This is a genomic window from Vineibacter terrae (assembly GCF_008039615.1).
GTDB classification, from domain to species: domain Bacteria; phylum Pseudomonadota; class Alphaproteobacteria; order Reyranellales; family Reyranellaceae; genus Vineibacter; species Vineibacter terrae.
Map to the genome: position 1 here is coordinate 24218 of NZ_VDUZ01000025.1, position 26210 is coordinate 50427.

Sequence of the window (26210 nt, forward strand, 5' to 3'; positions counted from 1 at the left end):
GCCATATGACACGTTTTGTCGATGTCGACGTACGTCCGATCCTGCGCGCAGGCGGTGAGCCGTTCGACAAGATCATGGAGGCTGTGAACGCACTTCAGCCGGGAGAGGGGTTGCGTCTGTTCGCGACATTCAAGCCCACGCCCCTGCTGCATGTCCTGGGCGCCAAGGGCTTCGAGCACGAAGCGCGGGCGCTGGACGGTGGCGACTGGGAGGTTCTGTTCTCGCCATCGACCGCTCAGCGCCCGGATGCCGCGACGGATACCCTTGCCGGCGGCGATGATACCCCGTGGCCCGAGCCTCGCCAGCACATGGACAACCGGGATCTCGATCCGCCGGAGCCGATGGTCAGGATCCTGGTTGTGACGGAGAAGATGGCACCGGGCGATGTCCTCTCGGCGCTTCTTTGCCGCGAGCCGATTTTCCTCTTTCCCGAGCTCGCCAAGCGGGGTCATGCCTGGCGTGGTGGCTTCGAGCCGGACGGCGTGACCTACAAGGTCCTGATCCGGGTCGGGGCTGGCCGGGAGCCGGCGAAATGACGACGGCCACCGTCGCGCTCGACGAGCAGGTGAAGGAAGCGCTTCGCCTCGTGATCGATCCGGAGCTCGGCTACAACATCGTCGACCTCGGTCTCGTCTACGACGTTGCGATTGCGGACAGCGGTGTTGCCAACATCACGATGACGACGACGACGCGCGGTTGTCCCGCGACGAGCTACCTCCAGGCGGGCGCCCGCGACGCGGCGCGGTCTGTGCAGGGGATCGAATCCGTCGATGTGACGCTCACCTATGAACCGCCATGGACGCCGCAAATGATGAGCGTCGAGGCGAAGCGTCATCTCGGCATCGCCGATGGGGGCGGCTGGTGACGCAGGGTGAGCATCCGAAGTCCGATTGCAATTCCGCATCGCCGGTGGCCGAACTATGCGAGATCTTGCGGGCAAGCCTCAAAGCGCTTGCTGCGGCAGGGCAGGCCGACACGGCCTGCCGCCTCGCAGCACGCGCTTGCGCCGTATGGCGCAAGGAAGATCCGATGCAATGGGGCGAGTTCAACAGGTTGTTGCATCGGCTGAGCCCCATGACGGACGACGTCGGCACTCCGCCGCATGCGACGAGCAGGCAGAGCCGGCATGAAACCGAGCCGGCCTCACGGGACGGCAAGATGAGGTCGCCCCATGGTTGACGACAACGATGACAAGCGGGACCAGCACGGAGGAGATCAGGATCCCGCTGGTTCGCCGTCCTCGCTCCTGCCCATGCTGATCGCCGGTCTCTTGCTGATTGTCATCGGCATGGTCGTTGTCATGATCTCTGCATCAAGCGCCAGACAGACGATCGCCGAGGCGGCTTCTGCTTCTTGCCCGCTGGACAGGGAAGCTCGAGGGCAAGCAACGACTGCAGCAGTCGGCTGAGCTTCATGGGGGCCGGCTTATCGGCGCGTGAGATATCGGGCCGTCACGGACGCGACGAGGCCGAGCGACAGGAGCTTCACGCCTTCGATCGCGATATAGGCCTCGTGAAGGTTCGATGCCGGTGGCTGCTGACCGGCGATGATCAACCCGACTCGCTGATCGAGCACCGGAAGCAACCATGCTGCCTCCACCGCGACGAGGACGGCAGCGAGGCCGCCGCCAAGAATGGCGAGGCTGCTCCTGCGACCGGCGAGCAAGATGACGAGCAGCGATGCCGCCAGCAGCCACTCGGCTTTGCTGAAGATCGCGAATGTGTGGCGGCCGACATCGAGGGCCACCGGGAGGGACAGGCTCGGCGCCAGGAATTTCGCGGGCGTCGCCAGAAAGGAAACGCCCACGAGAAGGCCAATCCAGAACATGGTGAGCGCGAAGCCGATGCAGTCGATGCTCGGGTTTCGGAGCGGCTCACCATTGCTGTCTTTTGTGTGGCGCATCGGTCCCTCAGCGAGTCCGGGGCAGGGGCAGGCGTCCCTCGGGGTGCAATCGCAGGGGCGCCTTTTCCAGAAGGCCCAGCACGACCTGCAGGGCCATCGCAAGCGCACCGTAGATGAACACCACGTCACCGAAGGTGCGCACCCAGCGCAGGGTCTGCAGGATGTCCTGCTGCATGAAGGCCTCGCTGCGCGCGTACCATAGGCCCTGGGTGGCGCTGGCATGGAACTGCATGAAGCCGATCGGCAGCAGGCTGGTGAAGATCATCAGCACCAGGCCGGCATTGAGCCCCCAGAAGGCCGATCTCATCAGGCCCTCGCTGAAGACGACATGCGGCCGGATATAGCGCAGCACCAGCAGCGTGAAGCCCAGCGCGAGGAAGCCGTAGACCCCGAAGAGCGCGGAGTGCGCGTGCACTGGCGTGGTGTTCAGGCCCTGCACATAGTACAGCGAGATCGGCGGGTTGATCATGAAGCCGAAGACGCCGGCGCCCAGCATGTTCCAGAACGCTACCGCGACGAAGCACAATAGGGGCCACTTGAGATTGGCCATCCACGGCGCCCGCTCCTTCAGCCGCCAGTTCTCAAAGGCCTCGTAGCCGAGCACGATCAGCGGCACGACCTCGAGCGCGCTGAAGCTCGCGCCCACCGCCATCACCGGCGTCGTGGTGCCTGCGAAGTACAGGTGGTGGAAGGTGCCGGGGATCCCGCCCAGCATGAAGAGGGAGGCGGAGACCAGGCTGGCCGCCGTCGCCATCGGACGCGACACCAGACCCAGGGTCGAGAAGATGAAGGCCAGCGCTGTGGTCGCGAACACCTCGAAGAAGCCTTCGACCCACAGGTGAACCACCCACCAGCGCCAATACTCCATCATCGACAGATGCGTGCGTTCGCCGTAGAAGAAGCCAGCGCCGTAGAACAGGCCGATGGCCACGACCGAAGCCGTGAGCAGCGCCAGCAGGTTCTTGTCGCTGCCCGGCGCCTTGAGCGCAGGCACCATACCGCGCAGCATCAGCACGAGCCAGAAGGCGATGCCCGCGAACTTGCCGATCTGCCACAGGCGGCCGAGATCGACGTACTCGTAGCCCTGGTGGCCGAGCCAGAAGTTCAGCTCCTTGGGCATGACCTGGGCTATCGCCAGGTAGTTGCCCGCGAAGGAGCCGACAACCACGATCACCAGTGCCCAGAACAGGATGTCGACGCCGAGCTTCTGGTGCCTGGGATCCTTGCCGCCGTTGATCAGCGGCGCCAGGAACAGGCCCGCGGCCAGGAAGCCGGTGGCGATCCAGAACAGGGCGCTTTGGATGTGCCAGGTGCGCACCAGCGCATACGGAAACCACTGCGACACGTCGATGCCGTAGAATTTCTGCCCCTCGACCGTGTAGTGCGCCGTGAAGCCGCCGATGAAGACCTGGAACACGAACAGCGCGACGACAAGGAACAGATATTTGCCCAATGCGCGCTGCGAGGGCGTCAGCGCGAAGGTCGTCAACGGGTCGCTGGCGGCCGCGGCCGGCGGCGGTTCGTCGTGTCGGCGCAGGAATGCCCAGCCCCAGATCAGGAAGCCGACGCCGGCGAGCAGGACCACGACGCTGGCGATCGACCAGACGATGTTCTCGCCGCTGGGCTGGTTGCCGATCAACGGCTCATGCGGCCAGTTGTTGGTGTAGGTGACATGCAGGCCGGGACGTTCCGTCGCCGCGGCCCAGGCGGTCCAGAAGAAGAAGCGCGTCAGCTGCGTGCGCCGCTCGGCGCTGGGCAGGGTGTTCTCCTTCATCGCAAAGTGCTCGCGGCTCTGGCGCAATTCCGGCGCGTCGGAGAACAGACGCTCGTAGTAGGCCCCGGTCTGCGTGACTGCTTGCGCGCGCCGTTTGGAGATCCTGAGCACACCCGCTTCGTCGGTGCGATTGGCGCGGTACTCGGCGCGCAGCTGTTCGCGCAGCGCAGCCTGCTCGGGCGTGTCCAGCGCGGCATAGGGACGGCCATATGCCTCTTGCGCCGCCAGATCGAGCCAGGCCGTCAGCTCACGGTGCAGCCAGTCTGCGGTCCAGTCGGGCGCCTGATAGGCGCCGTGTCCCCAGATCGAGCCCAGCTGCATGCCACCCACGGACTGCCAGGCGGTCTGGCCATCGAGAATGTCGTCCTTGGTGAACAGCTCTGCGCCATCGACCGTCACCACCTGCTGTGGGATCGGTGGAGCCTCTCGATAGACCTCGCTGCCGTAATAGCCGAGCAACGAGAAGGTGACCACCAGCACAGCGATCAATGCGAACCAGGGTTTGCGATACGGGCCCATGGCGAGTTCTCACTTTCCCACACTGGATGCGTCAGGCGTTTGCGGGCTTGGTCCCGCGTTGCGGATTTGATGCTGTTTTGCAGGAGAACGGTGTTTCACCTGGTCTATGGCGGAAGCAGGAGCAGCGTCGGCCCGTCCCGAGCCCTCTGTTCACACTCAACTCCCGCCACCTGTGCGCATTTGCATTCTTTCATCCTGTGCAACCTGCAGGCGACCAGGTCAGTCGTCACGCTGCTGCAATAAGATATATAGAGAATATATCTTATCATCCTGGACTCGGCAATTCTCCTCGAAGGAGGCCATTTGACGCAGAACAGCGGGTGATGCCGTCGCGATGCGGCGCGCGCAGCTCGCCATCAAGGCAGTCTCCATGGGAAGAGGGCGCGGCGCCTCGATTGTGTAGCCGTTGCGACGGGATCAGTCGATGCTGGTGCGGGTCAGTCGTTGGACACACGGCCTGATCGGCGTGTGCGTGCGATGGCGGTCCAGGACGAACCACCGTCGTGGAGGTGTCGTCGATCTCTCAGACCCAGTTTTCCACGCGTACGCCGGGCATGCGGGCGAATTCGCGCATATTGTTGGTGACGACGATCAAGCCTTCGCTGCGGGCATGGCCGCCGATCTGCATGTCATGCGGGCCGCGGGGCGTTCCCATGCGTTCGAGCTCGGCCCGCAGCTGACCTTAATGCGCCGCCGCCTTTTCGCCGAACGGGAGCACCTCCAGGCGCGCCGCAAAATACTCGATGGCGGTCAGGTTCGCGGCGCGGCGGGCCGATTTCTCGGCGCCATAATGCAACTCGCCCAACGTAATGCTCGAGATGCACAGCTGATCGGCAAGCATGTTGAACTTTTCTCGCAAGGCCGGCGGATAAGCTTTCAGCACGTAGATACAGATGTTGGTGTCGAGCATGTAGGCGAGCATCAGAACCGCTCGCGCGGCTCGGGCTCCGGCTGCCGGCGCCCGGTCATGAAATCCTCGCTGGCCCGGGGGCCGTTGAGGAACAGATCATCCCACCGCCTGCCCTTGGGTACGATCACACGGCTTTGGCCGATCTTCAGGATGTCGACGTGATGCACGTCGTCGGGGAAAGCGACGGCCTTGGGCAGGCGCACGGCCTGAGTGCGGTTGCTGATGAACACCGTCGAACTGGTCACAGTTAGGCCGCCGTTTGTATATCCCTTAGGGATATACAACCTGGTGCCTCCGTGAGCCTGATGCAACCGAGTGCTGAACGGTCCACGCCAAAAATCCATTGGGCGGTCGGTCGGACCTATGATATGTCGATATCTCTGGACGAATAGACAGAACATATGGAAGATATCGCTATCGACCGCTTGGCATCGCTTGCGCAGCCCACGCGGCTGAGTGCGTTTCGACATCTGCTCGCTGCCCATCCCGGCTCGGTGCCGGCGGGCGAGCTGGCCCGTGCCTGCGATGCGCCCCACAACACCATGTCGACGCATCTGGGCGTGCTGATGCGCGCCGGACTGATCAGTGTCGAGCGCAGCGGGCGTTTGATGAACTACCGGGCGGACGTGAAAGCGTATCGCCGGCTGGTCACCTTTCTCGCCAGCGACTGTTGCAACGGTCGACCGGACCTGTGTGGCGATATCGCACGAGTCATCCTGCGCGATGACGAGAGCAGGGAGCCGTTCATGATGCCGGCCTTCAACGTCCTTTTCCTGTGCACGCGAAACGCCGCGCGCTCGATCATCGCCGAGGCGCTGCTTGAGAAGATCGGCGGCGGCCGCTTCAACGCCTATTCCGCCGGGTCGGAGCCGGCCGACCGGCCGATGCGGGAAGTCGTGGAGCGATTGAAGACTCTCGGCCACGACATCTCGAAACTGCGCTGCAAGTCCTGGAACGAGTTCAGCGGGCCCACCGCGCCGCGCATGGATTTCGTTATCGCGCTTTGCGACACGCCGCAGGGTCAGAAATGCCCGGACCTCGGCGAGAAGTTCGTGACCGCCGCCTGGCCGCTGCCCGATCCGGCCGACTTCAATGGGTCGCCGACCGAGCGCGCGATCTTGCTCAACGAGCTCTACGGGATGGTGCGCCGCCGCCTGGAGGCTTTCACGAGCCTGCCGTTCGCCTCGCTCGATCGGATGGCGCTGAAGAAGCGACTGGACGAAATCGGCGACACCGTTCGTGCCGCGCCATAGGGAGAGAGCGATGCGTGTCGGCATCAATGGCATGGGACGCATGGGCAGGCTCGCCTTGCGCGCGGCGCTGGGCGGCGTGCGCCGAGCGGATGGCGATCCGCGTGCGGCCAACCGGCTCGACGTCGTGCATCTGAACGAAATCAAAGGCGGCGCTGAAGCCACCGCACACCTGCTGGAGTTCGACAGCATCCATGGACGCTGGCGCGCGGACTTCGGTGTCGAGGACGACAGCTCCATCCGCATCGACGACAAATCCCTTGGCTTCACCTCTGCAATGCAGCCGGGTGACGTGCCGTGGGGCGACCTTGGCTGCGACATGGTGCTGGAATGCACCGGCAAGTTCCTCAAGCCGTCCGAGCTCGAATCCTATTTCCGGCGCGGCGTGAAGCGCGTGATCGTGGCCGCTCCGGTGAAGGATGACGCAGCGCTCAATGTCGTGGTTGGCGTCAATCATGGGCTTTACGATCCCGCCCGCCACCGGTTGCTGACCGCGGCGTCGTGCACGACCAACTGCCTCGCGCCCGTGGTCAAGGTCGTGCACGAGGCGATCGGCATCCGGCATGGCCAGATCACCACCATCCACGATCCCACCAACACCAATGTCGTGGTCGATGCGCCGCACAAGGATCTGCGCCGCGCCCGTTCGGCCATGACCTCGCTGTCGCCGACCACCACCGGCAGCGCCAGCGCCATCGCGCTGATCTATCCCGAACTCAAGGGCAAGCTGAACGGCCACGCCGTGCGTGCGCCGGTGCTGAATGCGAGCCTCACCGACTGCGTCTTCGAATTGCAGCAGCCCACCAGCGAAGAAGAGGTCAACACGCTGTTCGACAATGCCACACGCGATGGGCTGGCGGGCATCCTGGGCTTCGAGGGGCGGCCGCTGGTTTCAGCCGACTACTGCAACGATACGCGCAGCTCGATCGTCGATGGACCCAGCACGCTGGTGACGGATGGCACGCTCCTGAAGGTGTACGCCTGGTACGACAACGAGATGGGCTATGTCTGCCGCATGGTCGATCTCGCCAACCTCGTGATCGACGCGCAGGCGTGATGGCCGCCGCAATACGCCACTACCTGATCGTGACGGCCTCATACTGGGGCTTCACCCTGGTCGATGGCGCGTTGCGCATGCTCGTGCTGCTGCACTTCTTCAGGCTGGGCTATTCGCCTTTCACGCTGGCCTTCCTGTTCCTGCTGTACGAGCTCGCGGGCATCGTCGCGAATCTCTTGGGCGGCTGGCTGGCGACGCGTTTCGGCATACCGCGCATGCTGGCGGCCGGGCAGGGACTGCAGATTGCCGGCCTCGTCATGCTGTCGGCGCTTGATCCCGGCTGGACGGCGGCGGCGTCGGTGGCGTGGGTCGTCGCAGCCCAGGGCATCGCGGGGCTGGCCAAGGATTTCACCAAGACCGCCTCCAAGTCGGCCATCAAGGCGACGTCCGCCGAAGGCTCCGGTCAGCTTTTCAAGTGGGTGGCGTGGTTCACGGGTTCGAAGAACGCCATGAAGGGGATCGGCTTCTTCGTCGGCGGCCTGCTGCTGGATCTTGTCGGCTTCAAGCCGGCGCTGTGGCTGATGGGCGCCCTCATCGGGCTGATCTTCGTCGCGGGCCTGCTTTCCCTGCCGCGCCAATTGGGCAAGGCCAGGTCGTCGACGACAGTGCGTGAGTTCCTGTCGAAGTCGCGCGGCGTCAACCTGCTGGCGGCTGCCCGCATCTTCATGTTCGGCGCGCGCGAAGTCTGGTTCGTCGTTGGCCTGCCGGTGTTCCTGTACGCCGCCGGTTGGAGGTTTGTCGAAGTCGGCGCCTTTCTCGCCGCCTGGACGATCGGCTATGGCGTGATCCAGGCGGCGGCGCCAGCCGTCGTCGCGCGCAGCGCCGATGGCCTCAGCCGCGAAGTGCCCAATGCCCGGCTATGGGCGGGCCTGCTCGCCGTCGTGCCCCTGGCATTGGCGCTGCTGTTGCGCGACCCGGGCCTGTGGCATCCCGACATCGTGGTGATCGCGGGTCTTGCCCTGTTCGGGGTACCGTTCGCCATCAACTCTTCGCTGCACTCGTACCTGATCCTGGCCTATGCCGGCTCGAAGAAGGCGGCCGAGGATGTCGGCTTCTACTATGCAGCGAACGCGACCGGGCGTCTGATCGGCATTCTCCTGTCCGGCGCGCTCTATCAGGCCGGCGGCATGTCGGCCTGCCTGTTCGGCTCGGCCGCGATGCTGATCGCGTGCTGGCTTGTCACTTTCCTTTTGCCGGTGCGGATAGAGGGCGGACCTCAGGGACGCGGGCGCGACGCTGCGCCCGCCGATGCCCTTTGACCAGTCATCGACAATTCGATAGTTAGTGAACTATGAAAGCAACTGAAGTCGTCCCTGCCTTGGCGGCGCTGGCTCAGGAAAACCGCCTCGACGTGTTCCGGTTGCTGGTGCAGGCGGGTCCCGATGGCATGGCGGCGGGCCACATCGCCGACAGGCTCGGCCTCGTGTCCGCGACGCTGTCCTTTCACCTGGCCCAGCTCAAGCACGCCGGCCTGGTCACGGTCCGCCGTGACGGGCGTTCGCTGATCTATGCCGCCGACTACGCGCGCATGAACGGCCTCATCGGCTTCCTCACCGAGAATTGTTGCAGGGGCCACGCGGCGATGCAGGCGGCGGCCTGCGCCCCCGTGCCGGCACGCAAGGCCCGGCGTCGGGAGACATCGGCCCGGACATGAGCAGGGCGGGAGCGTCGGCTTTCGACTACCTTTCTCCGCTTGCGGGGGGCGATCGCATATGGCGTCGTTCCCCCTCTCCCCGCTGCCGCGGGGCGAGGAGACAGCACCGGTGCTCCCATAGGCGATCACCCTGCGCAAGCGGCGGAAGATAGAAGACGTCGCTGACAGTCACGACTCACCGATAGCCGATGCCGGACGCCGACAAAAACTTCAGCCGGGTGCTTGACGGTTCCATGATTCGACAATTATAAAAATATCGGACGTATGGGACCTGACGGTTGGAGAGCGCCGTGACCGAGGCAAGGACCGTGGCGATCCTGGGTGCCGGCCCTGTCGGGTTGGCCGCTGCCGCGCAGGTGCTGGAGCGCGGCATGCAACCGATCGTGCTCGAGGCCGGCCCCGAGGCGGGACACGCTGTGCGCCAGTGGGCCCACGTTCCCCTGTTCTCGCCGTGGGAATACTGCATCGACAAGGCATCCGGGCGCCTGCTCGCCGAGGTGGGCTGGAATGCGCCGCCTTCCGGCGACTATCCGACCGGCGGCGAGCTTCTTGCGCACTACATCGAGCCGCTGGCGACGCGCACCAGGCTCAAGGATCACATCCGGCTGTCGAGTCGCGTGACCGCGGTGGCGCGCAGGGGCTTCGACAAGATGAAGAGCAACGGCCGCGCCTTCGAGGCCTTCACCATCCGCTACCAGAACGGCAAGGGCCCGGAGTCTTTGAAGGCCGACGCGGTGATCGACGCTTCGGGCACCTGGTTCTCGCCCAATCCCGCCGGCGCCGACGGGCTGCCGGCGATCGGCGAGGAGGAGCTGCGGGAGCGCATTGCCTACGGCATGCCGGACGTGCTGGGGGCCGCGCGCAACCGATACGCCGGCAAGACGGTGGCGGTGCTGGGCGCCGGCCATTCGGCCGTCGGCACGCTGATTGATCTCGCCCGCCTGGCCGAGCAGGCATCCGGCACGCGCGTGATCTGGCTCATGCGCGGCGAAGATCCAAGGAAGGCATTCGGCGGCGGTGCCAACGACAAGCTCGTCGCGCGCGGCGCGCTGGGGCAGGCCCTTGCGGCCCTGGTCGCGAGCGGCCGGGTCGCAGTCGAAACCGGCTTCAAGGTCTCTCACCTCTCGCAGGAGGGAACGCAGATCCGGGTGGCCACCGGCAAGGCAAGCTGCTGCCGCGCCATCACGGTCGACGCGCTGGTGGTGGCGACGGGCCTGCGTCCTGATTTCAGCTTCCTGCGCGAGGTGCGTCTGGCGCTCGATCCGGCGGTGGAGTGCCCGCCGGCGCTGGCACCGCTGATCGATCCCAACATCCACAGTTGCGGCACCGTGCGGCCGCACGGCGCGCGCGAGCTGGCGCACCCCGAGCCCGGCTTCTACGTCGCCGGCATCAAGAGCTACGGCCGCGCTCCGACCTTCCTGATGCTGACCGGCTACGAGCAGGTGCGCTCCATCGTCGCCGACATCGCCGGCGACCGGGAGGCTGCCGAGAGGGTCGAGCTGGTGCTGCCCGAGACCGGCGTCTGCTCAGGACCGGGACCGGTGGCAGGCCTCGGCGGATCCATCGATGCGGAGGCCGGCTGCTGTGGCGGCCCGCCGCCGACGGCGGCCGGGCCAATGGTGAGCGGCTGCTGCGTCGCCGATGTCAGAGCCAAGGAGGAAGGCAAGGCGGGTTGCGGCGCATGAGGCTGGCATGCGGCTATGCTGGCTGGCTGTCGATCCACTGAGCCGAGAGTCAGATTGCCAATGAACCGGGACCGTCTCTTCACGATCATCGTGCTGGGCTCGACCCAGACGCTTGCCTGGGGGTCGACGTATTACCTGCCGGCCGTCCTGGCGGACGAGATCGCCCGCGACACCGGCGTGTCGACCACGTGGCTGTTCGCCACCTTTTCGCTGTCGCTGATCATCTCCGCGCTGCTGGGGCCGCGCGCCGGGCGCATGATCGACCGCGGCAGCGGCAATTCCGTGCTCGCCGCATCGAACCTGCTGTTCGCGGCTGGTCTCGTGCTGCTGGGATTCGCGAACTCCCTGATCGCCCTGCAGGCCGCCTGGATCGTGCTGGGCGTCGGCATGGGGATCGGGCTCTACGATGCCGCGTTCGCCGTGCTCGGGCGCATCTACGGCACCACCGCCCGCGGCGCCATCACCGGCATCACCCTGCTTGCGGGCTTCGCCAGCACGATCGGCTGGCCGCTCACCGCCTGGGGTGCCGGCACGATCGGCTGGCGTGACACGTGCCTTGCATGGGCGGCATTGCATGTGCTCGTGGCGCTGCCGGCGAACTACTGGCTCCTGCCGCGCCCCGTCATCGACGCCGCGGTCGAAAAACGCGTGGCGGACCAGGTCGTGCCGATCGATCGACCGATGGTCCTGCTGGCCTTCGCCTTTGCCGCCGCATGGGTCGTCACGGCTGGCATGGCGGCGCACTTCCCGCGCATCCTCGAGGCCACCGGCGCCACGCAGACGCAGGCCATTGCCGCCGGTGCGCTGATCGGTCCGTCGCAGGTTGCCGCCCGCCTCCTGGAAGCGGGACTGATGGCACGCTTTCATCCGCTTGTTTCGGCTCGGCTCGCCGCCCTCACGCATCCGATCGGCGCGGCCGTGCTGCTGCTCGCCGGCGGTGGCGTTGCGTCGAGCGCCTTCGCCGTCCTGCACGGATCGGGCAACGGCATCCTGACCATCGCGCGCGGCACGGTGCCCCTCGCCCTGTTCGGGCCGGAGAACTACGGCTACAGGCTGGGCCTGATCGGCTTGCCCTCGCGCTTCCTGTCGGCGCTCGCACCGCTCGGCTTCGCCGTGCTGCTGGAGCATATCGGCGCGCAGATCCTGGCCGTGTCGGCAGGGCTCAGCCTCGCGGCCCTCGCGGCGCTCTGCCTGCTGCGTCGCCCTGCGCCGGAACCCCTCTGTGCCGAGTGAGCACGCCGTCCCGTCACGCGCCGTGCCCTCGGGCGCGGCGCTGGTCGCGATCGTCTGCGCCGCCCAGGTGCTCGTGCAGATCGGCGCCTTCTACTGGCCGGCGTTGCTGCCGGGCATGATGCAGCGCTGGTCGCTCACCAACAGCGAGGCGGGCTGGATAACTTCGGCCTTCTACGCGACCTACATGGTCTCGGTTCCGGTGCTGGTGACGCTGACCGACCGCATCGACGCCAGGCGCATCTATCTGATCGGCGTCGGCTGCACGGTGATCGCCCATCTGCTGTTTGGACTGCTGGCGGATGGCTTCTGGTCGGCGCTGGCGCTGCGTGGGCTCGCCGGGATCGGCTGGGCCGGCACATACATGACCGGGCTGAAGCTCCTGGCTGACCAGGTCGATGCGAAAATGATGTCGCGCGCGGTGACCGGGCATGCCGCCAGCATTGGCATCTCGGGCGCGCTCTCCTACCTGCTGGGCGATCTGATCGCACAGCACTTCGGCTGGCGGATCGCTTTTGCCAGCGCCGGCGTGACCGCCGCCATCGCCTGGATCGCCGTCGCCGTCGCGGTTCCAGGCCGTGCACCGATCGCGAAGCCTGCCGGACCAGGCTCCCGCCTGTTCGACTTCCGCCCTGTGCTGCGCAACCGATCAGCCTTCGCATACTCGCTCGCCTATTGCGTCCATACGCTGGAGATGAGCGCATTGCGCGGCTGGGGCGTGGCCTTCCTCGCCTTCGTGGCGGCGAGCACCGGCGAGACGGGCGAGCTCCTGTCGCCGACGGTGGTCGTCACCGTGCTGGGCCTGCTCGGCACGGTGATGAGCGTCGTCGGCAACGAGGCCTCGATCCGCTTCGGACGCCGCCGCTTGATTGCGGCGGCGATGCTGCTCTCGATCGCGGCCGGCGCGGTCATCGGCTTTCTGGGCTCGACCGGCTACTGGCTCGCGGTCGTGCTGGTGGTGGTCTACGGCATGATCATCTGGCTCGATTCGTCGTCGCTCACCGCGGGAGCGGCCGGCGCTGCCGATCCGGCGCGTCGCGGCGCCACCCTCGCTGTGCATTCGATGCTGGGCTACGCTGGCGGGTTCATCGGGCCCCTGGCGATCGGGTGGACGTTGGACCTGGCGGGGGGCATGTCGCGCCTCGCCTGGGGCTTGGCCTTCGCCATCGTCGCCGCGTTCATGGCCGTGGTGCTGGTCATTTTTGCCTGGCTGCGACCCGACGAGCTGCAAGGCGATCGCGGGCGGCGATAATCCGACTCGCTGCCAACAATCGACGCTTCGGCTTTGACCGCCTTGCCATACCAAAGCGTGCTGGATTTTTTATCGTCGCGCGCAGTGGGATTCTCGCTGGCGTGGACCAGTTCGCTCGCCAAGCAGCAAGGGCCTGAGTGCTCGATCGCATTCGAACGAAGGCCCAGGCCTTCGGAGAATCACTCTTGTCCTTGGGTCCCCGCAGCGTTGCGCTGGCGGGCTGGAGGTAGTGTCGATGACGGCCATGTCGTCACCGACGTGGACGCCGTCACCCTCGCCCGCCGGGTAATCCCAGGCAGGTTCACCATGGCCGTTTCGCCCTATCAAGCGGCGGATCGCCTCGGCGATATCGGCGCGCGGTATTTGATACTGCCGCGCCAGCACCCAAGCGAGCTCGCAAAGGGAATGCAGGCAGATGGCGACCATATCGGCGTTTTCCAACGCTTCGATCGCCACTTTGCTCTGTGCCTCACCGTCCGCGACGATCGCGCGCAACAAGATATTCGTGTCTGCCGTGATCTTCATTGTCTGCCGGTGCCGGCTGCCGCGCCTGCTTCGGTGATCGCCTCGTTGATTTCATCGATCGACAACCGCTTGCCGTTGCCCTTGTGCCTCAGCAGGCCGTGCAGCTCCCGAAACGAGCCTTGTGGCCTTTCAGCCTTCAATTCCGCCCGGCCGTTTGGCAGCAGGTCCAGCCTGACCTTGCCGCCCGGCTGGATGCCGAGATGCTTCAACACCTCTTTCCTGAAGGTGACCTGGCCTTTTGCGGTGACAGTGAGTGTAGCCATGATGGATCCTCCATTATCCATGTAAGTCCTTTACGTGGCGGATAAGGGTCGGTTGGTGGCGCATCCTTAACTGCATACTCCGTCCGGTATGGCATTTAACCAGGCATAGACAAGCGGTTACGGGGGTCGAGGCATGGCTTCCGAGGCTGTGTGAGGGCGGTTATGGATCGTCTCTCCCTCAAGGCTTTCTCCGGACTGGTCGAGCCCACCTCACCATGTTGCCTTTCCGTTCTTGTCCTCAGATAAAGAAAATGATATGAGATCAAGGGCGAATTGTGAGGGGGTGTCGGTGCTGCGCACATTTGTCGTGAGGCGTGCCGGATGGCAGAGGCGCGGCTGGCGTCTGCCCGGAACGAAAGCAGACGTTCCAGCCTGGGTTTGCGTATTTTTCGACGTTTGCGTCACGCCCTTTTGAGGCGTGATTTTTGTAAGTCCTTGATTCCACTGATGGCCCCACGGCAAGGGCGGGCGATGCGGATTGCGGGGTCGTTCCCTATCTGTACGGGAGAGGGCGAAGGGGTATGATGCTGCCATGTCCCTGATCCACGAAACCGACCACGGCACGCCGCCGTCGAAGGCCACGACATCCGTCACGCTGCGCGTCGACGGCATCGATGTCACCGTGCCCGAGGGCACCTCGGTGATGCGCGCCGCGATGGATGCCGGCATCAAGGTGCCCAAGCTCTGTGCCACCGATTCGCTGGCTGCGTTCGGCTCCTGCCGGCTGTGCCTGGTCGAGATCGAGGGCCGCGCCGGCACGCCGGCCTCGTGCACCACGCCGGTGGCGCCGGGCATGGTGGTGTCGACGCAGACCGAGCGGCTGAAGAAGCTGCGCCGCGGCGTGATGGAGCTCTACATCTCCGACCATCCGCTCGACTGCCTGACCTGTGCCGCCAACGGCGATTGCGAGCTGCAGGACATGGCCGGCGCGGTCGGGCTGCGCGAGGTGCGCTACGGCTACGTTGGCGAGAACCACCTCGACGCGGCCAAGGACGAGTCGAACCCGTATTTCGCCTTCGACCCGGCCAAGTGCATCGTCTGCTCGCGCTGCGTGCGCGCCTGCGAGGAGGTGCAGGGCACCTTCGCGCTCACCATCGACGGCCGCGGCTTCGAGTCCAAGGTGGCGGCCGGCATGGACCAGCCCTTCCTCGATTCGGAGTGCGTGTCGTGCGGCGCCTGCGTGCAGGCCTGCCCGACCGCGACCTTGATGGAGAAGTCGGTCATCGACATCGGCCAGCCCGAGCATTCGGTGGTCACCACCTGCGCCTATTGCGGCGTCGGCTGCAGCTTCAAGGCCGAGATGCGCGGCACCGAGGTTGTGCGCATGGTGCCGTACAAGGACGGCCACGCCAATCACGGCCATTCCTGCGTCAAGGGGCGCTTCGCCTGGGGCTATGCCACGCACCGCGAACGCATCCTCAAGCCCATGGTCCGCGAGAAGATCTCCGATCCCTGGCGCGAGGTGTCGTGGGCGGAGGCGATCGGCCGCGTGGTGTCGGAGTTCCGCCGCATCCAGGCGCAGCATGGCCGCGGCGCCATCGGCGGCATCACCTCCTCGCGCTGCACCAACGAGGAGACGTTCCTGATCCAGAAGCTGGTGCGCGCCGGCTTCGGCAACAACAACGTCGACACCTGCGCCCGCGTCTGCCACTCGCCCACCGGCTATGGGTTGAAGACCACGTTCGGCACCTCGGCCGGCACGCAGGATTTCGATTCGGTCGAGCACTGCGACGTCATGGTCGTGATCGGCGCCAACCCGACCGACGGCCATCCCGTCTTCGCCTCGCGCATGAAAAAGCGACTGCGCGAGGGCGCCAAGCTGATCGTGATCGATCCGCGCCGCATCGACATGGTGCGCATGCCGCACGTGCAGGCGTCGCATCACCTGCCGCTGCGGCCCGGCACCAACGTCGCGGTGCTGACGGCGCTGGCGCATGTGATCGTGACCGAGGGCCTGGTGGACGAGGCTTTCGTGCGCGAGCGCTGCGAGCCCGACGACTTCGCCGCCTGGGCCGCCTTCGTGGCCGAGGAGCGCAACAGCCCCGAGGCGGTGGCGAAGATCTCGGGCGTGCCGGCCGAGCTGATCCGCGGCGCCGCACGGCTCTACGCCACCGGCGGCAACGCCGCGATCTACTACGGCCTGGGCGTCACCGAGCACAGCCAGGGTACGACCGCCGTCATGGCCATCGCCAACCTCGCGATGGCGACCGGCAATATCGGCCGGCCGGGCGTGGGCGTGAACCCGCTGCGCGGCCAGAACAACGTCCAGGGCTCGTGCGACATGGGCTCGTTCCCGCACGAGTACTCGGGCTACCGCCACGTGTCGGACGACGCCACGCGCGCGGTGTTCGAGACGATGTGGGGCGTGACGCTCGACCACGAGCCGGGGTTACGCATTCCCAACATGCTCGACGCCGCGGTCGACGGCTCGTTCAAGGGCCTCTACATCCAGGGCGAGGACATCGTGCAGTCCGATCCCGACACGCAGCATGTCGTGGCCGGCTTCAAGGCGATGGAATGCGTCGTCGTGCAGGACCTGTTCCTGAACGAGACCGCGAATTTCGCCCATGTCTTCCTGCCCGGCTCCAGCTTCCTGGAGAAGGACGGCACTTTCACCAATGCCGAGCGGCGCATCAACCGCGTGCGCAAGGTGATGCCGCCGCGTAACGGCCTGGCCGACTGGGAGATCACCGTCGCCATCGCCCACGCGATGGGTGTGGCCGGCATGGACTACACTCATCCGTCACAGATCATGGACGAGATCGCGCGCACCACGCCCACCTTCACCGGCGTGTCCTACGACAAGCTCGATGCCGTGGGCTCGGTCCAGTGGCCGTGCAACGAGGCGGCGCCGCAAGGCACGCCCGTGATGCATGCCGGCGGCTTCGTGCGCGGCCGCGGCAGGTTCATCATCACCGAATACGTGCCCACCGACGAGCGCACCGGGCCGCGCTTCCCGCTGCTGCTGACCTCGGGGCGCATCCTCAGCCAGTACAATGTCGGGGCGCAGACGCGGCGCACCGCCAACGTGATGTGGCACGACCAGGACCTGCTGGAGATCCACCCCCACGACGCCGAGCAGCGCGGCGTGCGCGACGGCGACTGGGTGCGGCTGGCCAGCCGCGTCGGCGCCACGACCTTGCGCGCCAAGGTGACGGACCGCGTCGCGCCCGGCGTGGTCTATACCACGTTCCACCACCCGCTGACGCAGACCAACGTCGTGACCACGCAGTATTCGGACTGGGCGACCGACTGCCCCGAATACAAGGTGACGGCGGTGCAGGTCACGCCGTCCAACGGCCCCTCCGACTGGCAGCGCGAGTACCGCGAGCTGTCGGTGCAGAACACCCGCATCGCTGCCGATGCCGCGGAATGAGCGTCTTCATCTCCTCTCCCGCTGCGCGGGAGAGGAAGGGGCCCATGGCGCGAAGCGCAATGGGAAGGTGAGGGCCCAGGGACGAGGCGCCGCGTGCGGGGGCCCTCACCCGTCGGCCGCTACGCGCCCGCCGACCTCTCCCGCTTGCGGGAGAGGTGAAGACCCATGACTCTCCCGTCGCCCCTGCACCGCGTCGAGCGCACGGCGTGGCGTTCCGGCATGCCGGGCCGCGGCGAGCGCGGCATCCCGGAGGAGACGGCGGTGGCCTTCACCTACAACCGCACCGCCCATGCCGTGATGATGGCGACACCCGCCGACCTCGAGGATTTCGCCATCGGCTTCAGCCTCAACGAGGGCATCATCGCCAGCCCGGCCGAGATCAGCGAGCTCGAGGTGGTGGCGCTCGACAAGGGCATCGAGCTGCGCATGACCCTGGCCGACCGCCAGGCCGATGCCTTCCTCGAGCGGCGGCGCTACCTCGCCGGCCCCACCGGCTGCGGCCTGTGCGGCATCGAGAGCCTGGACGAGGCGGTGCGCAGCCCGCCGCCGGTGACGGGCGGGATCGGCGTGCCGGCCGCCGAGATCACGGCGGCGCTGGCGGCGCTGCCGGCGGCCCAGGCGCTCAACCGCCAGACCGGCGCTGTGCACGCCGCGGGCTGGTGGGCGGTCGGGCAGGGGCTCATTGCCGTGCGCGAGGATGTCGGCCGCCATAACGCGCTCGACAAGCTGGCCGGCGCGCTGGCGCGGGCCCAGCGGGCCGCCGCCGGCGGTATCGTGCTGCTGACCAGCCGCGTCTCGGTCGAGATGGTGCAGAAGGCGGCTGCGATGGGCGCCGCGGTCGTGGTGGCGGTGTCGGCGCCGACCGCGCTGGCAGTGCGCATGGCCGATGCCGCCGGCATCACCCTGGTGGCGGTGGCGCGCGCCGACGGGTTCGAAGTGTTCACGCACCCCGCGCGGATCGGGGCGGAGGCCCAAGCCAGTGTCGCCTGACAAGCTCGTCTACATGGCCAACCAGATCGGCAAGTTCTTCGCCCACCAGGGCGAGGCCAAGGCCGTGGCCGGCATCGCCGACCACATCGCCAAGTTCTGGGACCCGCGCATGCGCGCCGCCATCCAGGCCCATGCCGCATCCGGCGGCGCCGGGCTGGACCCGCCGGTGCTGCAGGCCGTCATGATCCTCCCCACCGCAGGTGGGGAGGTGCCCCGAAGGGGCGGAGGGGAGCCGACGAGGTCTTTGTAACTGAGACCACGTGGGCTCCCCCTCCGGCCTTCGGCCACCTCCCCCACGCTGCGCGCGGGGGAGGGAGCTCAGGCCAGCCCGCCCTGGTATCGCCACCAAGCGCACCTACATAGGAGCGTCATGGACACTCTCTCGACCCTCGCGCTGAGCCTGGGCGCCGGCTGGGCGAGCGGCCTCAATCCCTACGCCACGGTGCTGATGCTGGGCCTCGCCGGGCTCAGCGGCCTGGTGGGCCTGCCGGCCGACCTGCAGGTGCTGCAGTCGCCCTGGGTGCTGGGCGCGGCGGGCGTGCTCTATGCCATCAACTTCTTCGCCGACAAGGTGCCGGCGGTCGATTCGGTCAACGACTTCATCCATACCTTCCTGCGCGTGCCGGCGGGCGCGGTGCTGGCGGCCGCTGCGGCCGGCCAGCTCGATCCCACCGTCACCGTCATCGCCGGCCTGGTGGGCGGCACCCTGGCGGCCGGGGCGCACGCCACCAAATCAGGCATGCGGGTGCTGGCCAACACCTCGCCGGAACCCTTCAGCAACATCGCGCTGTCCTTCGTCGACGATATCTTCGCGGTCGGCATCCTGTGGGTGGCGATCAAGTTCGCGCTGATCTTCTTCGGGCTGCTGGCCGTTGGCCTGATCGTGATGGGCTGGCTGCTGCCCAGGATGATCCGGCTGCTGGCCGGCCTGTTCCGCCGCTTCACGGGCCGCGATGCTCGACAAGGTCCGCCGGTAGGGCTACAGGGGCCGTCATGGTGACCCAGGCCCGACCGCGACAGCCCGATGTCTGGCTGTTCGATCTCGACAACACCCTCTACCACACGCGCTGCGATCTGTTCGCGCAGACCGACCGGCGCATGGGCGACTACATCTCGCGCCTGCTCGAGGTGCACTACGACGACGCCAAGCTCATCCAGAAGGGCTACTGGCGCAAGCACGGCACGACGCTGCGCGGCCTGATGATCGAGCACAAGATCGAGCCCACGGCGTTCCTCGACTACGTGCACGACATCGACTACTCGCCGGTCGAGGCCAGCCCGCGGCTGGACGCGCAGCTGGGCCGCCTGCCGGGCCGCAAGATCGTGTTCACCAACGGCACGGTGCGGCATGCCGAGCGCGTGCTGGAGCGGCTGGGCGTGACGCCTCATTTCGAGGCCATCTACGACATCGTGGCGGCCGCCTACGTGCCCAAGCCGGAGATGGTGATCTATCGCGACGTGGTCGGCCGCTACGGAGTCGATCCGGCGCGCGCCATGATGCTCGACGACATCGCGGCCAACCTCAAGCCGGCGCATGAGCTGGGCATGGGCACGGTGTGGATCCGCACGCCCGAGAGCCAGGCGCGCGTCGCCGGACAGCAGCTGGACCACATCCACCACCAGACCGACGACCTGGTCGAGTGGCTCGACGAATGGCTCGGCCGTCCGGCGGCAGTGTGAGAGCAACACCTCGGAGGCAGCGGATGAAACTTCTCAGTCTGGGCGCCGGCGCGCTTGGGGGCTACTTCGGCGGACGGCTGCATCAGGCGGGCACCGACGTCACCTTCCTGGTGCGCGCGGCGCGGGCCGAGAAGCTCAAGGCCGAGGGCCTGCGTATCCAGAGCCCGCGCGGCGATGCGGCGCTGACCGTGAAGACCGTGGGCGACGGCGCGCTGGGCGGGCCCTACGATATCGTGCTGCTGTCGTGCAAGGCCTATGACCTCGATTCGGCGATGGACGCCATCGCGCCCGCGGTCGGGGTCGACACCGTGGTCGTGCCGGTGCTCAACGGCATCCGGCACCTCGACGCGCTCGACGTGCGCTTCGGGCGCGAGCGTGTCGTGGGCGGCGTGGCGCGCATCGGCGCCACGCTGTCGCCCGACGGCGCGGTGGTGCACAGCAGCCCGTTCGCGGCCATCAGCACCGGCGAGCGCGACAAGGGCCGCGCGCCGCGGCCGGTGCTGGTCGAGCTCGCCGAGGCGCTCAAGCGCGCCGGCGTCGACGGCGGCCTGCATCCCGACATCATGCAGGACATGTGGGACAAGTGGGTGATGCTGGGCACGCTGGCGTCGCTGACCTGCGCCTTCCGCGCGCCGGTGGGCGACATCCTGGCCACCAAGGATGGCGAGGCGATCGTGCGCGAGACCATCGCCGAATGCAGCCAGGTCGCGGCGGCTGCCGGCCACGCGCCGTCGGAGGCGGCGCTGAAGATGGTCGAGGGCATCATGCTGACGCGCGGCTCGATGTTCGCGGCCTCGCTGCTGCACGACGTGGAGCGCGGCGGCCGGGTCGAGGCCGACCACATTGTGGGCGACCTGCTGGCGCGGGCGGCGGCGGCCGGTATCGCGACTCCCAACCTGCGCTTCGCCTATGCGCACCTGCAGGCCTATGAGCGGCGCCGCGCGCGCGAGCGCGCCGGCGAGGCGCTGTAGTTTCCTCCCCAACGCAGTTGGGGAGGTGCCCCGAAGGGGCGGAGGGGAGGCGACGTGGTCCCAGTTATGAAGACCTCGCCGGCTCCCCCTCCGGCCTTCGGCCACCTCCCCCAACTATGTTGGGGGAGGACGAGAATTCACGGCAGGTGCTTGCTGAAGAATTCCAGCGTGCGGCCGTAGGCGGTCTTGGCGGCGGTGACGTCGTAGCTGCCGCGCTCGTCGCAGTGGAAGCCGTGGTCGGCCGGGTAGTCGTAGATGGTCACGTCCTTGTGCAGCGCGCGCAGCTCGTTGACGTGGGTCATCGGGATGTGCGCGTCCTTGTCGCCGAAATGCAGCATGGTGGGACACTTCGGCTGTTCGGCCTTGGCGCCGTGGATGCCGCCGCCGTAGTAGCCGACCGCGACGTCGACCGGCAGGCGGCAGGCGCTGAGCCAGGTGATGGTGCCGCCCCAGCAGAAGCCGGTGATGCCCACCTTCTTGGCGCCGCGCGCCTTGAGCGCGTCGATCGCGGCCTGCACGTCGGCCAGCGGCTTGTCGACGCCCAGGCCCATCACGTGGCCGCGGCCCTCGGCGATGGTCTCGGCGGTGTAGCCCAGCTCGATGCCGGGCTTGATGCGGTCGAAGAACTGCGGCGCCAGCGCGACATAGCCGTCGGCCGCCAGCCGGTCGGTGACGGCCTTGATGTGATGGTTGACGCCGAAAATCTCCATCACGACGATCACGTGGCCCTTGGGCGTGCCGGCCGGCGTCGCCAGATAGCCGCCGATCTCGTTGCCGTCCGTGGCCTTCAGCCGAATGGTCTCAGCCATGCGCTCCTCCTGGAAAGGGACGCGGGACAGTACAATTATCTTGTCCCGCTCCGCACGAATCCGTTTGAGCATGGCCGGGCTGCGCCGGTAAACGGCGGCCATGTACATACCGGCGCATTTCGACCTCAAGGACCTCGCCGCGGCGCAGGCCCTGATGCGCGCCCGCTCGTTCGCGACTCTCGTGAGCACGGGCGAGGACGGCGCGCCCTTCGTCACGCACCTGCCGCTGCTGCTGCAGGACGATGCGGCCGCGCCGCATGGCAGGCTGATCGGCCACGTGGCGCGGCCCAACCCGCACTGGCGGCTGTTCGATCGCGGCGCGCCCAGCCTGGCCGTGTTCCACGGTCCGCACGCCTACATCTCGCCCAACTGGTACACCAGCCCGAACCTGGTCCCGACGTGGAACTACACGGCCGTGCACGCCTACGGCACGCCGCGGATCCTCGCCGACAGCAACCAAGCGCTGGCCGTGGTCGAGCAGCTCGCCGCTTGGTTCGAGGCGTCGCTGCCGCAGCCCTGGAGCACGGCCAGGCTGCCGCCGGGCAACGCGCTGGCGCAGATGCGGGGCATCGTCGCTTTCGAGATGCCGATCGAGCGGCTCGAGGCCAAGGCCAAGGTCGGCCAGAACCGGCTCGCGGCCGATCAGCGTTCGGCCGCCGACGCGCTCGCGGCGCAAGGCGGCGAGGACAACACCGCGATCGCTGCGCTCATGCGGGGCACGCCGCGTGGATGACGTCGCCTAGCAGCCGGTAGCTCTGCGCCTGCGCCGAGCTGGCGCGCCAGGCCAGGCCGATGGTGCGGCTGGCGTCCGGCCCGGCCAGCGGCCGCGTCGCGATGCGCGTGCCGCGCAGGGCGCCGGCGCGCACCGCCAGCATCGGCAGCAAGGTCACGCCCAGCCCTGAATCGACCATGTGGATCAGCGTCGACAGGCTGGTCGCCTCGACCGCCTGGCCGGTGGCGCTGCGGCCCAGGCCGCAGGCCGACAGCGCGTGCTGGCGCAGGCAGTGGCCGTCGGCCAGCAGCAGCAGGGTCGCGCCCGCCAGCGAGTCGGGCGACACGGTCTGCTGCCGCAGCAGGGCATGGCCCTCGGGCGCAGCGACGACGAACGGATCCTCCAGCACCGGCAGTGTCGTGAGCCGCGGCAGGTCGTAGGGCAGGGCCAGCACCGCCACGTCCAGGGCCCCGGCCGACAGGCGCTCGATCAGGCGTGCGGTCTGGTCCTCGACCAGGAACGGCTGCAGCGCCGGGTAGCGCGCGCGCAGCTGCGGCAGCAGGCTCGGCAGCAGATAGGGGCCGATGGTCGGGATGATCCCGATCCGCAGCGGCCCGCTCAACGGCTCGGCCAGGCCGCGCGCGACGTCGACCAGGTCCGCGGCCTCGGCCAGCAGCCGGCGGGCGCGCACCACGATCTCGGCCCCGACCACCGTCAGCGCCGCCGTGCGCCGGTCGCGCTCGATCAGCATCGCACCCAAGGTCGTTTCAAGCTCCTTGAGCCCGGCGCTCAAGGTCGACTGGGTCACGAAGCAGCGCTGCGCCGCGCGGCCGAAATGGCCCGTATCCGCGATGGCGACGAGATACTGCAGCTGGCGCAGGCTGGGCAATCCTTTCATCGAAATTTCCGATCACCATGACCAATTCAATTCATTGGATAATACATTGTATTGCGATTAATTATCAAGTGTCCCTGGAGGACACACGAAACCAGCCCTTCGAAGGAGCAAACCATGCTGACTGTTGGCGACAAGCTGCCTGCGTTCGACCTCAAGGCCGTCGTCTCGACCGATCCGAAGACGGCGTTCACCGACATCTCCGATCGCAGCAACGGCGGGAAGTGGCGCGTGATCTTCTTCTGGCCGAAGGACTTCACCTTCGTCTGCCCGACCGAGATCGCGGCGTTCGGCAAGCTGAACGGCGACTTCGCCGACCGCGACGCAGTGGTCTACGGCGTCAGCACCGACAGCGAGTTCGTGCACCTGGCCTGGCGCCAGAACCATCCCGACCTGAAGGCGCTGCCGTTCGCGATGCTGGCCGACATCAAGCGCGAGCTGTCGAGCGCGTTCGGCATCCTCGACAAGCAGGAAGGCGTGGCGCTGCGTGCGACCTTCATCGTCGACCCCGAAGGCGTGATCCGCTTCGTGTCGGTCAATGACCTCAGCGTCGGCCGCAATCCTCAGGAGGTCCTGCGCGTGCTCGACGCGCTGCAGACCGACGAGCTCTGCCCCTGCAACTGGCAGAAGGGTGACGCGGTGCTGAAGCCCGCCGCCTGATGCCATGGACGCCGGCTCCGGATCTCCTTCGCGGGCCGGCGTCCTCTCCCCCTCCCTGCAACATCATCCGATCCGGAGCCGCACCATGTCCCTGGAGAACCTGAAGAACGCGCTGCCCGACTACGCGCGCGACCTGAAGCTCAACCTCTCGAGCCTGGCGGCTGAGCCGTCCCTGACCGTGCAGCAGCGTGCGGGAACCTTCGTGGCGGCGGCCCTGGCCAGCCGCAACGACGCGACGCTGCGCGCTATCGTGGCCGAGTTCGCGCCGCAGCTCTCATCCGAGGCGCTGAACGGCGCCAAGATCGCGGCCGCGATCATGGGGATGAACAACATCTACTACCGCTTCGTTCACCTCGTGGGTGGCGACTATAAGACGCTGCCTGCCAAGCTGCGCATGAACGCGATCGCCAAGCCCGGTGTCGAGAAGGTCGATTTCGAGCTGTGGTCGCTTGCCGTCTCGGCCGTGAACGGCTGCGGCATGTGCCTGGAGGCGCACGAGCACGAGCTGCGCAAGGCCGGCTTGGGCGCCGAGCAGATCCAGGCCGCGGTGCGCATCGCCGCGACCGTCCACGCCATCGCCGTGACGTTGGAGGGCGAGCACGCCCTGTCTGAAGCTGCGCCGGCCCTGCCGACGGCAGCCTGAGCATCAATCCGACATCAGCCAGCCAATGGAGGAGCCAGCCATGTCGTCATCCGAGCGGCCGTGGTCGGCAATGACCGCGAGAGCGCGCAGCGCGATCTGTTCGAGGCCATCGAGCGCGGCGACTATCCGCGCTGGCGGATGTGCGTGCAGGTGATGCCGGAGAAGGACGCCGCCAGCTACCGCTTCAATCCGTTCGACCTCACCAGGTGTGGCCGCATGCCGACTACCCCCTGATCGAGGTCGGCGTCATGGACTACACGTTGAAGCGGAAGTGGAAGATGTCGCCGTCCTTCACGACGTAGTCCTTGCCTTCCAGGCGCATCTTGCCGGCGTCCTTGGCTCCCTGCTCGCCGTTGCAGGCGACGAAATCGTCGTAGCCGATGGTCTCGGCGCGGATGAAGCCCTTCTCGAAGTCGGTATGAATTGCGCCCGCGGCCTGCGGCGCCTTGCTGCCGCGCTTCACGGTCCAGGCATGCGCCTCCTTGGGCCCGATCGTGAAGAAGGTCACGAGATCGAGCAGTTCGTAGCCGGCCGCGATCACGCGGTTGAGGCCGGTGTCGTGCAGGCCCAGCGATTCGAGGTAGTCGCCCTGGTCGGCAGCCGGGAGCTGCGCCACCTCGGCCTCGATGGCCGCCGAGATGATGACGAAGGGTGCGCCCACCGATCTGGCGTATTCGGCCGCCTTGGCGCTGACCGCATTGCCGGCGGCGGCCGAGCCTTCGTCGACATTGAGCACGAACATCTGCGGCTTGGCCGTCAGAAGCTGCATGCGGCGCACCGTCGGCAGCTCCTCGTTCGAGAACGCGACCGTGCGCGCCGGCTTGCCTTCGCGCAGCGCCGCGACGATGCGCTCCATGATCACAGCTTCAGCGCCGGCTTCCTTGTCGCCGCTCTTGGCCTTCTTCTGCAGGTTGGGCAGGCGCTTCTCCAGGCTTTCGAGATCGGCCAGCATCAGCTCGGTCTCGATGATCTCGGCATCGCGCACCGGATCGACATGGCCCGCGACATGCGTGACATCGCTGTCCTCGAAGCAGCGCAGCACCTGGGCGATGGCATCCACCTCGCGGATGTTGCCCAGGAACTGGTTGCCCAGGCCCTCGCCCTTGCTGGCGCCCTTCACCAGGCCGGCGATGTCGACGAATTCCAGCTGGGTCGGCACGATCTTCGCCGACCCTTCGACCTTGGCCAGGATTTCCAGGCGCGGGTCCGGCACTGACACGCGCCCGACATTGGGCTCGATGGTGCAGAAGGGATAGTTGGCCGCCTGCGCCGCCTGGGTGGCGGTCAGGGCGTTGAAAAGCGTCGACTTGCCGACATTGGGCAGGCCGACGATGCCGCAGTTGAAGCCCATGGGAAGAGGATATCCGGGTCGGAGAGGTGGCGAGGCCGATATAGGACGCGGCGCGCGAGGTCAACCCATCGCCCCTTACAGGACGTGGTAAACATGCCCACA

The 26210-nt window shown here is 67.1% G+C and carries 27 protein-coding genes and 2 pseudogenes; 20 read left to right on the forward strand and 9 right to left on the reverse strand.

Annotation, left to right across the window (positions count from 1 at the left end):
- Positions 1-5: 5 nt before the first annotated feature.
- From FHP25_RS21025 to FHP25_RS21040, 3 genes are all read left to right on the forward strand, one after another.
- Positions 6-536, forward strand: a complete 531-nt coding sequence (locus FHP25_RS21025) for a DUF2249 domain-containing protein (RefSeq protein WP_147848931.1) — start codon at positions 6-8, stop codon at positions 534-536.
- Complete coding sequence (locus FHP25_RS21030) at positions 533-865, forward strand: metal-sulfur cluster assembly factor (RefSeq protein WP_147848932.1); 333 nt, start codon at positions 533-535, stop codon at positions 863-865. The genes FHP25_RS21025 and FHP25_RS21030 overlap by 4 nt, the downstream gene beginning before the upstream one ends.
- A 306-nt stretch (positions 866-1171) precedes the next feature.
- A complete protein-coding gene (locus FHP25_RS21040; protein ID WP_147848933.1) occupies positions 1172-1408 on the forward strand; it encodes a hypothetical protein in 237 nt (78 codons plus the stop codon).
- A 17-nt stretch (positions 1409-1425) separates the two neighbouring features.
- Here FHP25_RS21040 and FHP25_RS21045 read toward each other — a convergent pair whose 3' ends face one another.
- The 4 genes and pseudogenes from FHP25_RS21045 to vapB form a co-directional block, all read right to left on the reverse strand.
- Complete coding sequence (locus FHP25_RS21045) at positions 1426-1902, reverse strand: hypothetical protein (RefSeq protein ID WP_218578486.1); 477 nt, start codon at positions 1900-1902, stop codon at positions 1426-1428.
- A 7-nt stretch (positions 1903-1909) separates the two neighbouring features.
- A complete protein-coding gene (locus FHP25_RS21050; RefSeq protein WP_147848934.1) occupies positions 1910-4195 on the reverse strand; it encodes a nitric-oxide reductase large subunit in 2286 nt (761 codons plus the stop codon).
- A gap of 523 nt (positions 4196-4718) precedes the next feature.
- Positions 4719-5117, reverse strand: a pseudogene (gene vapC, locus FHP25_RS21055) (type II toxin-antitoxin system tRNA(fMet)-specific endonuclease VapC).
- Positions 5117-5350 carry a type II toxin-antitoxin system VapB family antitoxin gene (gene vapB / locus FHP25_RS21060; protein WP_147848935.1) on the reverse strand — a complete coding sequence of 78 codons (234 nt, stop codon included), beginning with the start codon at positions 5348-5350 and terminating at the stop codon, positions 5117-5119. Before vapB ends, vapC begins: the two are co-directional and overlap by 1 nt.
- Before the next feature lie 156 nt (positions 5351-5506).
- On the opposite strand from vapB, the gene FHP25_RS21065 reads away from it, so the two are divergent.
- The 7 genes from FHP25_RS21065 (at position 5507) to FHP25_RS21095 (ending at position 13233) form a co-directional block, all read left to right on the forward strand.
- The gene (locus FHP25_RS21065) at positions 5507-6358 is read left to right on the forward strand and encodes an arsenate reductase/protein-tyrosine-phosphatase family protein (protein ID WP_147848936.1); all 852 of its coding nucleotides are present in this window, start codon (positions 5507-5509) and stop codon (positions 6356-6358) included.
- A gap of 10 nt (positions 6359-6368) precedes the next feature.
- Positions 6369-7412, forward strand: coding sequence for an ArsJ-associated glyceraldehyde-3-phosphate dehydrogenase (locus tag FHP25_RS21070; RefSeq protein WP_147848937.1), 1044 nt, complete (start codon positions 6369-6371; stop codon positions 7410-7412).
- Positions 7412-8671, forward strand: coding sequence for an organoarsenical effux MFS transporter ArsJ (arsJ, locus tag FHP25_RS21075; protein ID WP_147848938.1), 1260 nt, complete (start codon positions 7412-7414; stop codon positions 8669-8671). Before FHP25_RS21070 ends, arsJ begins: the two co-directional genes overlap by 1 nt.
- Before the next feature lie 32 nt (positions 8672-8703).
- Complete coding sequence (locus FHP25_RS21080) at positions 8704-9066, forward strand: ArsR/SmtB family transcription factor (RefSeq protein WP_147848939.1); 363 nt, start codon at positions 8704-8706, stop codon at positions 9064-9066.
- A 290-nt stretch (positions 9067-9356) separates the two neighbouring features.
- Positions 9357-10751 (forward strand): NAD(P)-binding domain-containing protein, encoded by a 1395-nt coding sequence (locus FHP25_RS21085; RefSeq protein WP_147848940.1) that lies wholly within the window; start codon positions 9357-9359, stop codon positions 10749-10751.
- 60 nt (positions 10752-10811) lie between these two features.
- Positions 10812-11984, forward strand: a complete 1173-nt coding sequence (locus FHP25_RS21090; RefSeq protein WP_147848941.1) for an MFS transporter — start codon at positions 10812-10814, stop codon at positions 11982-11984.
- Positions 11974-13233, forward strand: coding sequence for an MFS transporter (locus FHP25_RS21095; RefSeq protein WP_147848942.1), 1260 nt, complete (start codon positions 11974-11976; stop codon positions 13231-13233). Before FHP25_RS21090 ends, FHP25_RS21095 begins: the two co-directional genes overlap by 11 nt.
- Before the next feature lie 69 nt (positions 13234-13302).
- Here FHP25_RS21095 and FHP25_RS21100 read toward each other — a convergent pair whose 3' ends face one another.
- Both FHP25_RS21100 and FHP25_RS21105 read right to left on the reverse strand, forming a co-directional pair.
- On the reverse strand, positions 13303-13758 hold the full coding sequence (locus tag FHP25_RS21100) for a PIN domain-containing protein (RefSeq protein ID WP_147848943.1): 456 nt from the start codon (positions 13756-13758) through the stop codon (positions 13303-13305).
- Positions 13755-14021, reverse strand: a complete 267-nt coding sequence (locus FHP25_RS21105) for an AbrB/MazE/SpoVT family DNA-binding domain-containing protein (RefSeq protein ID WP_147848944.1) — start codon at positions 14019-14021, stop codon at positions 13755-13757. Before FHP25_RS21105 ends, FHP25_RS21100 begins: the two co-directional genes overlap by 4 nt.
- 532 nt (positions 14022-14553) lie before the next feature.
- On the opposite strand from FHP25_RS21105, the gene fdhF reads away from it, so the two are divergent.
- The 6 genes from fdhF (at position 14554) to panE (ending at position 21038) form a co-directional block, all read left to right on the forward strand.
- A complete protein-coding gene (gene fdhF / locus FHP25_RS21110; RefSeq protein WP_147848945.1) occupies positions 14554-17397 on the forward strand; it encodes a formate dehydrogenase subunit alpha in 2844 nt (947 codons plus the stop codon).
- Positions 17398-17562: 165 nt separating this feature from the next.
- Positions 17563-18387 (forward strand): formate dehydrogenase accessory sulfurtransferase FdhD, encoded by an 825-nt coding sequence (fdhD, locus tag FHP25_RS21115; protein WP_147848946.1) that lies wholly within the window; start codon positions 17563-17565, stop codon positions 18385-18387.
- Positions 18377-18637 carry a formate dehydrogenase subunit delta gene (locus FHP25_RS21120; RefSeq protein WP_178133672.1) on the forward strand — a complete coding sequence of 87 codons (261 nt, stop codon included), beginning with the start codon at positions 18377-18379 and terminating at the stop codon, positions 18635-18637. The genes fdhD and FHP25_RS21120 overlap by 11 nt, the downstream gene beginning before the upstream one ends.
- 120 nt (positions 18638-18757) lie before the next feature.
- Positions 18758-19387 (forward strand): DUF4126 domain-containing protein, encoded by a 630-nt coding sequence (locus FHP25_RS21125; RefSeq protein ID WP_147848948.1) that lies wholly within the window; start codon positions 18758-18760, stop codon positions 19385-19387.
- Complete coding sequence (locus tag FHP25_RS21130; RefSeq protein ID WP_147848949.1) at positions 19381-20067, forward strand: pyrimidine 5'-nucleotidase; 687 nt, start codon at positions 19381-19383, stop codon at positions 20065-20067. The genes FHP25_RS21125 and FHP25_RS21130 overlap by 7 nt, the downstream gene beginning before the upstream one ends.
- 23 nt (positions 20068-20090) lie before the next feature.
- Positions 20091-21038: a 2-dehydropantoate 2-reductase gene (gene panE / locus FHP25_RS21135; protein ID WP_147848950.1), complete on the forward strand. Its 948-nt coding sequence runs from the start codon at positions 20091-20093 to the stop codon at positions 21036-21038.
- Positions 21039-21175: 137 nt separating this feature from the next.
- On the opposite strand, the gene FHP25_RS21140 is transcribed toward panE, so the two are convergent.
- A complete protein-coding gene (locus tag FHP25_RS21140) occupies positions 21176-21847 on the reverse strand; it encodes a dienelactone hydrolase family protein (RefSeq protein WP_147848951.1) in 672 nt (223 codons plus the stop codon).
- A gap of 100 nt (positions 21848-21947) precedes the next feature.
- Between FHP25_RS21140 and FHP25_RS21145 the strand changes: the two genes are divergently transcribed.
- Positions 21948-22580: an FMN-binding negative transcriptional regulator gene (locus FHP25_RS21145; protein WP_147848952.1), complete on the forward strand. Its 633-nt coding sequence runs from the start codon at positions 21948-21950 to the stop codon at positions 22578-22580.
- Here the strand turns inward: FHP25_RS21145 and FHP25_RS21150 are convergent.
- Complete coding sequence (locus FHP25_RS21150; protein ID WP_147848953.1) at positions 22555-23457, reverse strand: hydrogen peroxide-inducible genes activator; 903 nt, start codon at positions 23455-23457, stop codon at positions 22555-22557. The two genes, FHP25_RS21145 and FHP25_RS21150, sit on opposite strands and share 26 nt — an antisense overlap.
- A gap of 114 nt (positions 23458-23571) precedes the next feature.
- Between FHP25_RS21150 and FHP25_RS21155 the strand changes: the two genes are divergently transcribed.
- From FHP25_RS21155 to FHP25_RS41920, 3 genes and pseudogenes are all read left to right on the forward strand, one after another.
- Positions 23572-24114 carry a peroxiredoxin gene (locus FHP25_RS21155; RefSeq protein WP_147848954.1) on the forward strand — a complete coding sequence of 181 codons (543 nt, stop codon included), beginning with the start codon at positions 23572-23574 and terminating at the stop codon, positions 24112-24114.
- Positions 24115-24199: 85 nt separating this feature from the next.
- Positions 24200-24757: a carboxymuconolactone decarboxylase family protein gene (locus FHP25_RS21160; protein WP_147848955.1), complete on the forward strand. Its 558-nt coding sequence runs from the start codon at positions 24200-24202 to the stop codon at positions 24755-24757.
- Positions 24758-24814: 57 nt separating this feature from the next.
- Positions 24815-25011: pseudogene (locus FHP25_RS41920) on the forward strand (catalase); the annotation flags it as partial.
- Here the strand turns inward: FHP25_RS41920 and ychF are convergent.
- A complete protein-coding gene (gene ychF, locus FHP25_RS21170; RefSeq protein WP_147848956.1) occupies positions 25011-26108 on the reverse strand; it encodes a redox-regulated ATPase YchF in 1098 nt (365 codons plus the stop codon). The pseudogene FHP25_RS41920 and the gene ychF sit on opposite strands and share 1 nt — an antisense overlap.
- Positions 26109-26210: the final 102 nt, after the last annotated feature.

Bases quoted from the DNA above. Each gene is read 5' to 3' on its own strand.
- FHP25_RS21140 (WP_147848951.1), bottom strand. From the start codon at position 21,847: ATGGCTGAGACCATTCGGCTGAAGGCCACGGACGGCAACGAGATCGGC.
- FHP25_RS21070 (WP_147848937.1), top strand. From the start codon at position 6,369: ATGCGTGTCGGCATCAATGGCATGGGACGCATGGGCAGGCTCGCCTTG.
- FHP25_RS21025 (WP_147848931.1), top strand. From the start codon at position 6: ATGACACGTTTTGTCGATGTCGACGTACGTCCGATCCTGCGCGCAGGC.
- FHP25_RS21145 (WP_147848952.1), top strand. From the start codon at position 21,948: ATGTACATACCGGCGCATTTCGACCTCAAGGACCTCGCCGCGGCGCAG.
- FHP25_RS21080 (WP_147848939.1), top strand. From the start codon at position 8,704: ATGAAAGCAACTGAAGTCGTCCCTGCCTTGGCGGCGCTGGCTCAGGAA.
- FHP25_RS21045 (WP_218578486.1), bottom strand. From the start codon at position 1,902: ATGCGCCACACAAAAGACAGCAATGGTGAGCCGCTCCGAAACCCGAGC.
- FHP25_RS21030 (WP_147848932.1), top strand. From the start codon at position 533: ATGACGACGGCCACCGTCGCGCTCGACGAGCAGGTGAAGGAAGCGCTT.
- arsJ (WP_147848938.1), top strand. From the start codon at position 7,412: ATGGCCGCCGCAATACGCCACTACCTGATCGTGACGGCCTCATACTGG.
- FHP25_RS21040 (WP_147848933.1), top strand. From the start codon at position 1,172: ATGGTTGACGACAACGATGACAAGCGGGACCAGCACGGAGGAGATCAG.
- FHP25_RS21155 (WP_147848954.1), top strand. From the start codon at position 23,572: ATGCTGACTGTTGGCGACAAGCTGCCTGCGTTCGACCTCAAGGCCGTC.
- FHP25_RS21065 (WP_147848936.1), top strand. From the start codon at position 5,507: ATGGAAGATATCGCTATCGACCGCTTGGCATCGCTTGCGCAGCCCACG.
- FHP25_RS21090 (WP_147848941.1), top strand. From the start codon at position 10,812: ATGAACCGGGACCGTCTCTTCACGATCATCGTGCTGGGCTCGACCCAG.
- FHP25_RS21150 (WP_147848953.1), bottom strand. From the start codon at position 23,457: ATGAAAGGATTGCCCAGCCTGCGCCAGCTGCAGTATCTCGTCGCCATC.
- FHP25_RS21130 (WP_147848949.1), top strand. From the start codon at position 19,381: ATGGTGACCCAGGCCCGACCGCGACAGCCCGATGTCTGGCTGTTCGAT.
- FHP25_RS21160 (WP_147848955.1), top strand. From the start codon at position 24,200: ATGTCCCTGGAGAACCTGAAGAACGCGCTGCCCGACTACGCGCGCGAC.
- fdhF (WP_147848945.1), top strand. From the start codon at position 14,554: ATGTCCCTGATCCACGAAACCGACCACGGCACGCCGCCGTCGAAGGCC.
- FHP25_RS21125 (WP_147848948.1), top strand. From the start codon at position 18,758: ATGGACACTCTCTCGACCCTCGCGCTGAGCCTGGGCGCCGGCTGGGCG.
- FHP25_RS21050 (WP_147848934.1), bottom strand. From the start codon at position 4,195: ATGGGCCCGTATCGCAAACCCTGGTTCGCATTGATCGCTGTGCTGGTG.
- ychF (WP_147848956.1), bottom strand. From the start codon at position 26,108: ATGGGCTTCAACTGCGGCATCGTCGGCCTGCCCAATGTCGGCAAGTCG.
- FHP25_RS21105 (WP_147848944.1), bottom strand. From the start codon at position 14,021: ATGGCTACACTCACTGTCACCGCAAAAGGCCAGGTCACCTTCAGGAAA.
- fdhD (WP_147848946.1), top strand. From the start codon at position 17,563: ATGACTCTCCCGTCGCCCCTGCACCGCGTCGAGCGCACGGCGTGGCGT.
- panE (WP_147848950.1), top strand. From the start codon at position 20,091: ATGAAACTTCTCAGTCTGGGCGCCGGCGCGCTTGGGGGCTACTTCGGC.
- FHP25_RS21100 (WP_147848943.1), bottom strand. From the start codon at position 13,758: ATGAAGATCACGGCAGACACGAATATCTTGTTGCGCGCGATCGTCGCG.